The 12272-nt window shown below is 37.9% G+C and carries 11 protein-coding genes; 8 read left to right on the forward strand and 3 right to left on the reverse strand.

Going from position 1 to position 12272, the window contains the following annotated elements:
- Positions 1 to 311 precede the first annotated feature (311 nt).
- From TPPER_RS00780 to TPPER_RS00790, 3 genes are read right to left on the reverse strand one after another with little or no spacing between them, the layout of a single operon-like run.
- Positions 312 to 632 (reverse strand): iron-sulfur cluster assembly accessory protein, encoded by a 321-nt coding sequence (locus tag TPPER_RS00780; protein WP_099336876.1) that lies wholly within the window; start codon positions 630 to 632, stop codon positions 312 to 314.
- Positions 632 to 1030: an iron-sulfur cluster assembly scaffold protein gene (locus TPPER_RS00785; RefSeq protein WP_099336877.1), complete on the reverse strand. Its 399-nt coding sequence runs from the start codon at positions 1028 to 1030 to the stop codon at positions 632 to 634. Before TPPER_RS00785 ends, TPPER_RS00780 begins: the two co-directional genes overlap by 1 nt.
- Position 1031: 1 nt before the next feature.
- Positions 1032 to 2207, reverse strand: a complete 1176-nt coding sequence (locus tag TPPER_RS00790) for an aminotransferase class V-fold PLP-dependent enzyme (protein WP_099336885.1) — start codon at positions 2205 to 2207, stop codon at positions 1032 to 1034.
- 310 nt (positions 2208 to 2517) lie between these two features.
- Between TPPER_RS00790 and TPPER_RS00795 the strand changes: the two genes are divergently transcribed.
- The 8 genes from TPPER_RS00795 (at position 2518) to thrC (ending at position 12053) form a co-directional block, all read left to right on the forward strand.
- A complete protein-coding gene (locus TPPER_RS00795) occupies positions 2518 to 4017 on the forward strand; it encodes a GTP-binding protein (protein ID WP_099336878.1) in 1500 nt (499 codons plus the stop codon).
- Positions 4018 to 4441: 424 nt separating this feature from the next.
- Complete coding sequence (locus TPPER_RS00805) at positions 4442 to 7003, forward strand: 2-oxoglutarate dehydrogenase E1 component (RefSeq protein WP_099336880.1); 2562 nt, start codon at positions 4442 to 4444, stop codon at positions 7001 to 7003.
- Positions 6984 to 8030 (forward strand): 2-oxo acid dehydrogenase subunit E2, encoded by a 1047-nt coding sequence (locus tag TPPER_RS00810; RefSeq protein WP_099336881.1) that lies wholly within the window; start codon positions 6984 to 6986, stop codon positions 8028 to 8030. Before TPPER_RS00805 ends, TPPER_RS00810 begins: the two co-directional genes overlap by 20 nt.
- Before the next feature lie 173 nt (positions 8031 to 8203).
- Positions 8204 to 8557, forward strand: a complete 354-nt coding sequence (gene rpsF, locus TPPER_RS00815; RefSeq protein ID WP_272896469.1) for a 30S ribosomal protein S6 — start codon at positions 8204 to 8206, stop codon at positions 8555 to 8557.
- Positions 8554 to 8844, forward strand: a complete 291-nt coding sequence (rpsR, locus tag TPPER_RS00820) for a 30S ribosomal protein S18 (RefSeq protein ID WP_186787050.1) — start codon at positions 8554 to 8556, stop codon at positions 8842 to 8844. The genes rpsF and rpsR overlap by 4 nt, the downstream gene beginning before the upstream one ends.
- Positions 8841 to 9245: a 50S ribosomal L9 C-terminal domain-containing protein gene (locus tag TPPER_RS00825; protein WP_099336887.1), complete on the forward strand. Its 405-nt coding sequence runs from the start codon at positions 8841 to 8843 to the stop codon at positions 9243 to 9245. Before rpsR ends, TPPER_RS00825 begins: the two co-directional genes overlap by 4 nt.
- 159 nt (positions 9246 to 9404) lie before the next feature.
- Positions 9405 to 10619, forward strand: a complete 1215-nt coding sequence (locus tag TPPER_RS00830) for a homoserine dehydrogenase (RefSeq protein ID WP_099336883.1) — start codon at positions 9405 to 9407, stop codon at positions 10617 to 10619.
- A complete protein-coding gene (thrC, locus tag TPPER_RS00835) occupies positions 10620 to 12053 on the forward strand; it encodes a threonine synthase (RefSeq protein ID WP_099336884.1) in 1434 nt (477 codons plus the stop codon).
- Positions 12054 to 12272 lie beyond the last annotated feature (219 nt).

Below are 12272 nucleotides of genomic sequence, written 5' to 3' on the forward strand. Positions count from 1 at the left end.
TGGAAAGCCTAGGATATGTGCTATGTTCATAGGTTCTATAGGAAGCTCTTTTGCTATGGTTCATCTAAGACTGGGTAGCGGGTGTTAGTAGTTATTATTTATTAAGCCTACCGATGTAAAAGGTTAGCCAAGTATGTAGGTTAGGTCTCATTATTGAGAAGCGGTTGTTAGGTGTGTATGCATGTTCGAAGTGAAGCTAACAAAGAAGACTGGAGCTACATCATAATACATACCACTAACCTAACAGATGCAGCTAACATTGGTTCTCCCTTTTAGGTTATATACTGTAATATGTAGCAACTATCCAACAGCTAGGTTCTACTAAAGCTTAATGACTTACCACACCCACATATAGTAGCTTTTGGACTCACAATCACTAAACGTATTCCAAGACTAACACCCCTAACAGCTACCTTAAGAGCATTTCCACATGGGTTCCTTCTTTGGTTTATCAGAATCCTAACACCATCAATACAAACCACTAGGTCTTCTCTTCTGGTTCTGGGTTCAACATTGACTTCATAAGACAATCCTTTACAACCAACTTTAAAAGAACTAATCCTTATATATTGCCAGGACTTAATATAACAACGCACATATTGGGTTACTTCCAAAGTAAAATGTAGTGTCATTACTTCTTAACTAAACTAGAACTAGGGTTTGTTGTATAGAAGCTTGCAATGGCTGCCTTAACTGCAGCTTCAGCTAATACTGAACAATGTGTTTTAATTGGGGGTAAACCCAACTCATTAATTATCTCATCATTCTTGATGTCCATTGCTTGATCAAGGGTTTTCCCTTGTACTAACTCAGCTGCCAAAGCACTTGAAGCAATGGCAGAGCCACACCCATAAGCTTTATACTTTGAATCGATAATAACACCATTCTCAATCTTTAGCTGTAGTTTCAAAACATCACCACAAGAAGGCGATCCTACTATTCCAGTGCCAATGTTGTTTACGTTTTCTGGGAAAGAGCCTACGTTTTTGTTGCTATGATAATAACGTAAAACCTTTTTGCTATACAGCATATTAAACCCAAAGTGGAGAAAGCTGTCTTAGTCTTTTAACCTTTCCTGAAACAACCTGTGTTACATATTCAACCTCAGAAGCTAATGTGAAACGACCTATGGATATTCTAATAGAGTTGTGGACATTTTGAATACATCCTATTGCTTGTAATACGTATGACGGCTGTAAAGAAGACGAAGTACATGCAGAACCTGAAGAAACACAAATGCTTTTCATCGACATCATCAAGGCTTCTCCTTCTACATACTTTATGTTAATGTTGATATTGTGTGGAACTCGAGCTGTTAAACATCCGTTAACGCTTGCTTGAACAATATATATTAGCTCTTTAACCAAAAAGACGTTTAGCTGCTTTGTGGTCTTAAACTCAGATAAGCCTTCGACATATATCAAACGATACGCTTTCCCCATTCCTACTATTTGATGTGTTGGGAGGGTTCCAGAACGTACGCCTTTCTCTTGACCACCTCCATGCATCTGAGGAACAACCTTAAATACGTTAGCCTTGTTAACATACAAAACCCCTACTCCTTTGGGTCCATAGGCTTTGTGAGATGTTAAAGACATGGTGTTGATCTGTGTCTTGGAAGTATTTATTGATACCTTACCAACTGCTTGAGCTGCGTCAACATGAAGTGGAACTCTAAGCTTATTACATACTCTACTTATGTCTTCTATATTCTGGATCACCCCTATTTCATGGTTAACATACATTATGATCACAAGGATAGTGCCAGATTGTATACAGTTGTTCAGTAGGGCTAGATCTAACAAGCCGTTGTTGTTAACAGCTAAATAGGATATAATGAACCCTTTCGACTCCAAGTATCTACATGTGTCAAGGACGGCTTTGTGTTCAGTTTTTAGAGTAATAATATGCTTTCCTTTGTTATGCTTTGAAAGAGCAATGGCTTTAATTGCTAAGTTATTAGATTCTGTTGCACCTGAGGTCCATACAATTTCCTTACTGGAAGCCTTGATTAGACTAGCAACACACTCTCTAGCCTTTTCTACAACAGCTTCTGTCTCCCAGCCTAATATATGTGAACGTGAGGCTGGGTTACCAAACTTGTGTCTGAGGAATGGTAGCATCTTTTCCACCACCCTAGGATCAGCTGGAGTAGTAGAGCTATAGTCCAGATACACCGGTAGTCTAAGCTTATAGATTGGTTTCATAGTGGAACCTACCAGCTGTGTTAACGAACTAAGAGACTGTACATTGGATGTCTTTGTGGGAGAACCGTCTTCTGTATTCTTGGGGAACCTACTGGTCTTTATGGTATGTATGTGCATATAATATATATTGTGTTGTTGGAGCTATAAACCTGGTTAGCTGTTAGAAGCGGTGTGGTTCCAGTTGGCTATATAGAATATAATGTACACTGAGTCTTAAAGATGAGCATAAACATAAGCATAAACATAAACATAAGCATATACTAAATTAGTTCTTAACATGACATGAAGTAAAACCCCCTATTCAAACCTAATGGAGAACATAAACGAATACCTAACCAGACTAGGTAAAAGAGCCTTGGTTGTTGCTATTGTAGGTCACGTAAACCATGGTAAAACTACTCTCATAGACTGCATAAGAAATGATGAGGCTTCTAGCTACGAAGTTGGAGGAATAACACAAGATATACAGCCATACAGTTCCATTACAGCTCCTGTTGGTAAGCTAGTTTTCATTGACACCCCTGGTCATGAAACATTTGAACTGACTAGAAGCTATGGAATAAACCTAGCAGATATTGTAGTTATTCTAATTGCAGTAGAAGATGGTGTTACTGAAGAATGCAAAAAGATATTAGCCAACGTTAAAGCTATTGGAAAGCCATCTATTATAGGTGTTAATAAAATAGACAAATGCTCCAATGTTAAAACCATATACTCAACTCTTGACAACAAAGATGAAGCGAAGTTGGTGTATTTATCAGCCAAGAATGGTTCAGGCGTTTCAAACCTGATGTCTTCAATCCATGCAAAAAGCAGAAGAACAAAGCTTTCACATAACCTAAAAGTCCTAGTTAATATACCAGCTAGAGGAACAGTTATTAACTCAGTAGTAACATCAACAATGGGCATATGTACTTCTATATTAGTTCAGGCTGGTATTCTTAGGATAGGAGACATAGTTTTACTTAACAGTGACTACGGTAGAGTTAGGCTAGCATACGATGAACATAACAACCGTATAGAAAGAGTGTCCCTAGCTACACCGTCTAGCATTTACGGGTTAACTGCTCCGTCTAAACCAGGTGTTAAGTTCATAGTAGTTCCAACAGAACAAACAGCCAAAGAGCTTGCAACACAACGTAACTACATATTGAATAGTCCTGAAGAACCTGAGCGAAAGCCCATACCCTCTCCCTCTGTCACTGCTTCTCCCTCTGTCAATGACATCTTTCGCTACATCGTTAAAGCAAGAACTTATGGAATGATTGAAGCTGTTATACACACCATTAACAACGTACCAAACAACATGCCAGCAAGAGTGGTCCACAAAAGCGTAGGTTTAGTGTTCGAAAGTGACTTAGGGATGGCTACTATATATGGAGCAGTTATCATTACTTTGGGAATAAAGCCTAACCCCAGAATCCTAAAGCTATCCAAAGAACGCAATGTTATTATTAACTACTATCGAACAATATATGAGCTATCCGATGGAATACGTTCTTTTGGGACTCAATCAAACCCCGAATGCAGGAACAAGTCACAATCAAAAGCAATAGTTAAACGGGTCTTTAACGTTTCAGGTAACGAAGTAATATTAGGTTGTATAGTAGAAGCTGGTGTTATGAAAAGATCGAAAAGGTCCATAGTTTCAAGAAACGGCAAGGAGATTGGAATATGTGAGGTTCGTACTCTAAAGCTTTTTAAAACACCAGTAGATGAAGTTAAGAGGGGTTCTGAGTGCGGAGCTTTGGTAGTGTTAACAAAGACTCAAGAGATATTTATTGGAGACATGGTTGAAACCTTCTTTTAGGCTAATCTCAAATGTCATTTGAACATATAAAGAACCCCCTCTCTTACAAAAGAAGTATTAGCAGGCTAAAGTACGAGCTGTTAAATATCCTATCAAACACCGAAGAATTAAGGGACAACATCATAACTACACAGAATCTAGTATTAACCAAAGATCGTAAAAGACTTATTGTTAGCTTCTCTAGCTTATTTGGTAATATAAACAAAGTAGCAAGAATGTTATCTAGCTATTCCAAAACAATATGTAGAATATTGTATGCAAGAGTAAACCTAAAGGGATTCCCAAGACTCACGTTTATACCGGTTTCGAAGAGCTAACAGATATCCTGAATACCCATTAAACACACATAATCCTATGCGAGCTTGTACCGCAAGTTCACGTTTCAAACCATACGCATCTAATAAAACCCCCCCAACTTAGCTTAATGACCGACTCTTCCATTGATTCTATAAAATACATTGGTTTACTGTATCGTAAATATGCTGATAACCCACAGTTGATAGCTGGGAGTTGGAGTATCTATTTCTCAGACGTTTCCAAACTGTATATTGCTAGCAGACCTTTGGAGCTGTTCAGAGGATTCAATAACACACTTAGCTTCTTAGAACCATTAAACAACAAGTCCTTGTTTCCAAATGTATTAGCTTTAAGTCTTCTAAGGTGTTCTTATTGTCATAGCATATATCCTGAAGTATCACATTTAAAACCCATTAAGCGCGTGTGGATATGGCGTGGTTTAGAAAGAACCGTACTGAATAACTTAAGCTTGAACCTAGACGTAAAGAAAAGCATCTTATATATGCTAACGAAAGCATATGTACTGGAGAACCATCTTGCTAATACGTATGTAGGTCAGAAGAGGTTTTCCATTGAAGGCTCCGAGACTGTTGTTGTTCTATTAAACACCCTAATAAGTCTTGCGTCCAAGTCGAAGATTACAGATATCGTAGTTGGTATGGCGCATCGGGGAAGGCTTAATATCTTAATTAACATATATCACGAAGCAACAGCCAGTCTCTATGTACATTCGCTTCAACACAAGGAATCCTATATACAAAGCTTTGATGTTAAATACCATTTTGGATGTGTGGTCCGTTTGGACCATAAAAGCAGTTTAAAGCTAACAATGGTCTATAATCCTTCACACTTAGAAACAGTTAACCCAATAGCTGAAGGCATCTCGAAAGCTAAGCTAGATATCATAAACACTCCTAAGAAAAAGAATGGCTATGTACTTCCAATTCAGATACATGGAGATGCTGCAATAACAGGACAAGGAACTGTGGTCGAAGCTTTAAACTATTCAGGCATTAAACAATACAGAACATATGGAACAATACATATAGTAATTAACAACCAAATAGGATTTACAACACAACCTAAAGAAACACGCTCTGCTACCTTTTGCACCGATCAATTCAAAACAATAGAAACACCGGTATTTCATGTGGATGGAAACAACCCAGACTCTGTGGTTCTTATTACAAAGCTTGCGTTAATGTTTAGAATGAAGTTCCTAAATAGCGTAGTCTTAGATATCATTGCATTTAGGAGGTTAGGCCACAATGAACAAGACACTCCAGATATAACCCAACCTCTTATGTACAGCTCCATAAAAACACACAACCCCATCAGTCTAGATTACCTTCGACATATATCAAACGAGGAGCCAAGCGCAACCGCTATATATCTAAAAGCAAGAGACCATTACTTAGCTTCTTTAGATGAACAACCCCCAACACAGCCACTCATAAGAAAGACACATATATTCAAAAGCTTCAGAGTTAACAACAGTTGTATTTCATTAACAGAAGAACTTAAATGGCTGCTAGATAAGTTAGTTAGAATTCCTCAGCTGTTTAGAGTCCACCCACTCTTAAAACGAACCACCTTAAACAGACGTCTGGTAATAGAAACAAGCACTTCTCTAGACTGGTGTTCCAGTGAGCATTTAGCTTATGCTTTAGTTTTAAACAAAGGCATTCCAATAAGACTATCAGGCCAAGACGTAACAAGAGGAACCTTTATGCATAGAAATGCAGTACTTTACAACCAAAGTATTCAAGGTATCCCAGCTTATGCTCCTTTACAAAACATATCGTCACTTCAAGGTAGAATACATGTTATAAATACTCCTCTGTCCGAAGGATCAATACTAGGCTTTGAGTACGGCTATGCTTTGGTTAAGACTTATGCGATGGTGATCTGGGAAGCACAGTTCGGAGACTTTATCAATTGTGCACAGGTCCTGGTTGATCAGCTCATTGCTTCTGGTGGATCTAAGTGGGGACAGGCCTCAAACATAGTGTTATATCTTCCACATGGTCAGGAAGGTCAGGGTTCAGAACACTCATCTGCAAGACTTGAGAGGCTTCTGCAACTGAGCTCAAGTAACAATATTACAGTTGTACATCCTACCTCTTCTGCGCAGCTGTTTCATATCATTCTTGAGCAGGCATCTAGGAAGGTTAAAAGACCATTAACAATATTAACCCCTAAATCCTTGCTTAGACTTAAAGCATCTTGGTCTACCATATCTGACTTCACATCTAATAGGTTTAGGAAAGCTATTGTGGAGGAACAGTTCAATGTAAGAGCTGAGCATTTAAGGAGATTACTGGTTTGTTCAGGAAAGATCTATTACCAACTAGCATCCTATCAACACAGGTTTAATATTAACAGGGTCTCTATTATCAGGCTGGAGCAGCTGTATCCATTTCCTAACCATTGCATACCAACCCAATATAGGACAGCCTGTGAGGTATTGAATGTACAAGATGAACCTAAGAATCAGGGCATATGGCAACATATTGAACCATATGTTCGATACGTGGTTAAGAATAGAGTTGTTTATTGTGGTGCTCAAAGCTCTGATTCAACCGCATTAGGATTTGATGTTGAGTTCAGGATTCAAAAGCACTTCGTTACTAGCAACGCTTACAACGTCCGTTTAAAAAGGAATAATTATGGCTGCTACCGAGATTGAAGTTAAAGTACCCCATCTAGCAGAGTCTGTATCAGAAGCTGTTGTTCTAAAGTGGAGGAAGCTAGAAGGACAATATGTTAAGAAGGGAGATGTCCTACTTGAATTGGAGACAGACAAGGTTATTATAGAGATACCTTCTGATGCTAATGGGTTGATTAAGAAGATTAAGACACCTGAAAGAACTGTAGTACACAGTGGACAATCTCTGGTAGTAATAGAACCTAAAGAAGATGGGGCTGACACCTATGGAACAGCCTCTACCGAATGTAATACCGAAATACCTACAAAGACAATACATACATGCCTTTGCAGCCAGACAAGAAGCCACAGGCTAGAAAGATACGAAGCTTTGTCTGGTCTACGAAAGAACTTAATACAACGCTTACTACGAGTCCATAAAAGCAGCATAACTCTTACCACCTTCAATGAAGTAAATATGTGTTCAGTCATTAAGATACGAGATATGTACAAACATGCTTTTACCAAGAAACATGGCATTAAGTTAGGGTTAACCAGCTTTTTCGTAAAAGCAGTCTCAATTGCACTAAAGAAATATCCTATTCTAAATGCATCAATTAAAGGTGATTCTATAGTGTATCATGAGTATCAAGATATAGGAGTCGCTATAAACACACCTCTAGGACTTATTGTTCCAATACTAAGAAACACTGAAAGAATGAACATACGTACTGTTGAAAAGAGTATCTCTAACTTCATGGTAAAAGCAATACAGAACAGGTTTGCTATTGAAGAACTCCGAGGTGGCACATTTACTGTTTCTAACGGAGGTATATTTGGATCTTTGTTATCAACACCTGTATTAAACCCACCTCAAGCTTCAATATTAGGAATCCATTCTGTTGAGCAACGTCCCATTGTATTGATCGATAAAGTAGAAGTTAAACCTATGTTATATTTAGCATTATCCTACGACCACAGACTGATAGATGGTAAAGAAGCAGTATCTTTCTTAAGAACAGTTAAAGAAGCATTAGAAGATCCTATAGTCCTAACGTTGGACACCTAATAAGACTGGCATGTTTCAGGACTATCTTTGTATGGAAGGGAGTCAGTTAAGGCTGTTATAAACCAAATTGATTCAAAGCTAAAAGCAGAACGTTCGGCTATGCTATAATAGACTCCTCTTAAATAAACCCAATATGGCTATCTCAACTAACAACTGGAAGAGCGTATATCAAAGTGAACCACTACGAAATAGTGTATTTAATGGACGCAGTAAACAATAAAGAGTCGGCTTCTTTTTTCAGAGAGTTGAGTGGCACAGTTTTATCTGTAGGAGGGTTGGTACATCGGTATGAAAGCTGGGGTAAACATATTCTTTCTTATGTCATTAAGAATACCCCCACTGCTTATTATTACTGTATGAACATCGAATGCTCTTGTGATTCTTTAATCAAAATAAACACTAAGCTCAAACAAAACCGTACGTTATTAAGATTTCTTATAGTGAAACGTAAATACAAACCAACCTGCAAGTCAGTGTTTATAAAAGCTCTGGAAAAAGATAACCCTTCACAAGACCAAAAAGAATGAAAAGGCATTCTAAACCCACAAAGACCAATGTTAAGAACGGGGTAATGCCTTTAAAGAAGAAAGCTAACATCACCTGGTCCAAAGCCAACCCTATAGACTACAAAGACATTAGCTCTTTAAGGACTTTCGTCACTAGCTTCGGTAAAGTTATGTCTTCAAGAATAACAGGCACTGAGACACGTATCCAAAAGCAACTAAGCATTGCAATCAAACGTGCAAGGTTCCTGTCTTTACTTCCCTATGCCAGCATGCATTTAATATACAAAGAACCGAATAGAACCCAATGAAAGTAGTCCTACTAGAAAACATAAGAAAGCTTGGACCCATAGGAACCATTGTGTACGTTAAAAACGGCTATGCTAGAAACTTTCTGTTACCTCACATATATACAATTCCTTTCAATATACATGCAATAAGCCCGTCTAAAGATATACTTCATATTGACCATCCATACAGAGTTCCAACCTACTTACTATATATGAGATCATCTAAAGATAATGGAGAACTGTTTGAGGCTGTTAAAGATACCGACGTTCTTTATCTATTAAGGAAGTTTAATGTTTACGTTTGGAGAGACCAAATCTACATGGCTACTGTATTTAAAAGGCTAGGTGAACATTACGTTAATATAACAATAACTAACCACGTTGCAATCAAAGTATGCATCAAAGTTCTAAGGAAAGGCTAACTCGACGCAATATGAACTAAACCAATCCATAGCAGGCTCTCCTTCTTAGATTGGCTGTTTCCATGTATATAAACCAACCCCAACCTAGAAGTGGTAGAGCTCTCTATTGAATTCATTATTGGTAACCACAGACTCAATAACAACCACACATCTCGGAACATGTCTAAAGTATCTTGCATATGCTTGTTTGGGTTTGGAACGGTGGGAAAAGGAGTTATGGCAGTTATGTATAAGAATAGCTATATAGTTAGAAACAGGTTGGAATTAGATCTTAGAATAGCCGTCATATTAACCAGAAGAACATCTAAAACTACAATGATCAATGCTAACTCAATGCAAAAGAATCCAATATATGAACCCCGAATGTATGTGTTGGTTGAAGCTGTTGGTGGTACATGCTTTGCTCGATATATTATGTTAAGCACCTTAAACACTAAAAAGCTTTTAGTAACTGCCAATAAAACACTGATTGCCTGTTACAACTTTGAACTAAGACGTACCTACAATAATATCTTGCTTGAGGCTTCAGTGGCAGGAGGCATTCCAATACTAAGAATCCTTGAGAAAGCTCTTGTTGGTAACATGATTAGCTATGTGGCAGGCGTATTGAATGGTACTTCCAACTGGTCTTTATCACAAATGTATAGGTTGGGTGTCCCTTTAAAAAGAGCTTTATTGGACGCGTCTCAAAGAGGATATGCTGAGACAGACAATACATGCGATATTGATGGGGTAGATTCGACACAGAAAACAAGCATTATATATTACATAACTTTAAGAACAGCCGTAACGATTCGATACGTATTCTTTGAAGGCATAAGAACCGTAAGTCTTCAGGATATTGCATATGGAAAAAGATTAGGTTTAAACATTAAACTGATGTCTGTTGTTTTAACCATAAGAAAAGCTCTGTGTGCTACATTCCCATGTTTTGTTTCACTTAACTGGCCTTTCTGGATAGCTGAGGCCACATCTAATGTTATTCTTGTGGTTGGAGACTGTGTTGGTAGAATGTGGCTATTTGGTAAAGGAGCTGGTACAAAGCCAACAGCTTCATCTATCATAGCAGACGTTGAGACTATTCGTTATGGGAGCTCTTCTTATCCAACAAAGATATTAACCCACACATACAGCTCCATTACAGATTCAAGAGGTGGCTTCTATGTTCGGTCAATACACATATCGTTCCAAGAATGCAAAGAGTCTCTGAACATCCTTTTAAAGAGAAAGCTTAACTTAATATCTTTTAGAGTCTTTGAAGTGAATAAGCGTTTAGAAGTTATTATGGTCTTGATAAACGTTTTCGAAAGAAGCTTCAAACGTGCTGTTGTCTCTTTCAGAGGATTCATTACAACCTATAGAGTTCTATTATAGATGCTATATCATTCGACGAGAGAACCCAACAAAGAAGAAAGACTATGCTCTTTCTTAAATGTTTTGTTAAAGGGATTGGCTAGCGATGGGGGTTTATATGTGCCAACTTCTTACTCAAGCATGTATATTGAAGAGCGCCTATGGAGATACTTTTCATACCAAGAGCTGGCTTCTAGACTATATAGATGGTTCATCAGTGACGTACCGTATTCAATTATAAGAAAGCTAGTAAGGACCGTATACAACGAAAGGTTTCCCTTAAGCTACTACAACAACCATTCAGGCTCTTGTCCAGTCGGATATGTGGTAGCTACTAACGATAACGTTCCAATATACATGCTTCGCTTATCTAATGGTTCTTCTCTTTCATTCAAAGACATTGCCATGCAGTTATTGTGTGGCTTCTTTGAGACAATTCTTGGTAGTAGCAGCGTTAACATTATTAGCGCCACCTCTGGAGACACTGGTAGTTCAGTATGCACAGCTTTCCAGTTTTGCAAGCGCTCAAGGCTTTTCGTTTACTCACCACTTAAAAGCATATCCGAATATCAAGCTGAACAGATGTACAGCCACCTATCGATAAATGCTTTTAACATATGCTTCAACGGAAAGTTTGACTGCTGTCAGGATATTGTTAAACGCTTGTTATGCAAGAATCGAAGTAACAACGGAACTGCCAACTCTATAAACTGGGTTCGGTTGCTTTTCCAAACTACGTACTATTTCAGCTCTTACTTTCGAGTAACCATTGCGTCAAAAGAATACGTAACATTTCTTATACCATCTGGTAACTTTGGAAATGCTTTTGCAGGGTTCATTTCAAAAACTATGGGACTACCAATAAGAAGAATCATTATCGCAACAAACGAGAATAATGTGTTGGAGGAGTTCTTCAAAGCTGGCACATACCAAGTAAGAAAAGCTAGCAGTTTGCTATCTACTAACACTCCAAGCATGGACATATCAAAAGCATCAAACCTTGAACGCTTACTCTTAGAGCTTTTAAATAGGAACTCAAACATATTGTTCAAAGTGTTTCAACAAATACAGTACTTTGGGTTAGTAAGATTACTTAACTACATTAGCTACAGGTCCATAAAGAGGTTAGGTATTTCTGCTGAAAGTACGACTGGTTCAGAACGACATATGATAGTTCAGTATATATACAAAAGATGCGGACTACTGATTGATACGCATTCTGCCAACGGCGCAAAAGCAATCCTACTGTTAAAACATAGTAATCCCATAAGGGATGTTAAGATTATTCTGGAGACAGCCCAGGCTTTAAAACTAAAAGACTCACTGCAAGACATGATTGGTAGTAACTACAGTTTCTTAACACAAAGGCGTGTTCGAAGGTTGAGAGTCATGTTTCCTTGTGTTACCCACGTTAAACAAGTTATGCTTCTAAGGACAGTCTTATTAGGATGTTAGAGCTCTTATCTACTAATGGTTATTATAGTATCTATAGAGGAAGTTGGGAGTATTCTTTTGATCTCTTTTGAGACTAGCGTATATATTGATGAACCATATATCTATGGGTTAACTACATATTAGAGTTAGGTTTATTTAGCATATAATATAATAACTATTAACTAAACTGCACTAAGGATATTATATTGATAAGACCAACCAAACATATATTTAGCTATG

It is taken from the genome of Candidatus Tremblayella phenacoccinincola, from assembly GCF_002682985.1.
Taxonomy (GTDB): domain Bacteria; phylum Pseudomonadota; class Gammaproteobacteria; order Burkholderiales; family Burkholderiaceae; genus Tremblaya; species Tremblaya phenacola_C.

Bases quoted from the DNA above. Each gene is read 5' to 3' on its own strand.
- TPPER_RS00825 (WP_099336887.1), top strand. From the start codon at position 8,841: ATGAAAGTAGTCCTACTAGAAAACATAAGAAAGCTTGGACCCATAGGA.
- thrC (WP_099336884.1), top strand. From the start codon at position 10,620: ATGCTATATCATTCGACGAGAGAACCCAACAAAGAAGAAAGACTATGC.
- TPPER_RS00810 (WP_099336881.1), top strand. From the start codon at position 6,984: ATGGCTGCTACCGAGATTGAAGTTAAAGTACCCCATCTAGCAGAGTCT.
- rpsR (WP_186787050.1), top strand. From the start codon at position 8,554: ATGAAAAGGCATTCTAAACCCACAAAGACCAATGTTAAGAACGGGGTA.
- TPPER_RS00785 (WP_099336877.1), bottom strand. From the start codon at position 1,030: ATGCTGTATAGCAAAAAGGTTTTACGTTATTATCATAGCAACAAAAAC.
- TPPER_RS00830 (WP_099336883.1), top strand. From the start codon at position 9,405: ATGTCTAAAGTATCTTGCATATGCTTGTTTGGGTTTGGAACGGTGGGA.
- TPPER_RS00805 (WP_099336880.1), top strand. From the start codon at position 4,442: ATGACCGACTCTTCCATTGATTCTATAAAATACATTGGTTTACTGTAT.
- TPPER_RS00795 (WP_099336878.1), top strand. From the start codon at position 2,518: ATGGAGAACATAAACGAATACCTAACCAGACTAGGTAAAAGAGCCTTG.
- TPPER_RS00780 (WP_099336876.1), bottom strand. From the start codon at position 632: ATGACACTACATTTTACTTTGGAAGTAACCCAATATGTGCGTTGTTAT.
- TPPER_RS00790 (WP_099336885.1), bottom strand. From the start codon at position 2,207: ATGAAACCAATCTATAAGCTTAGACTACCGGTGTATCTGGACTATAGC.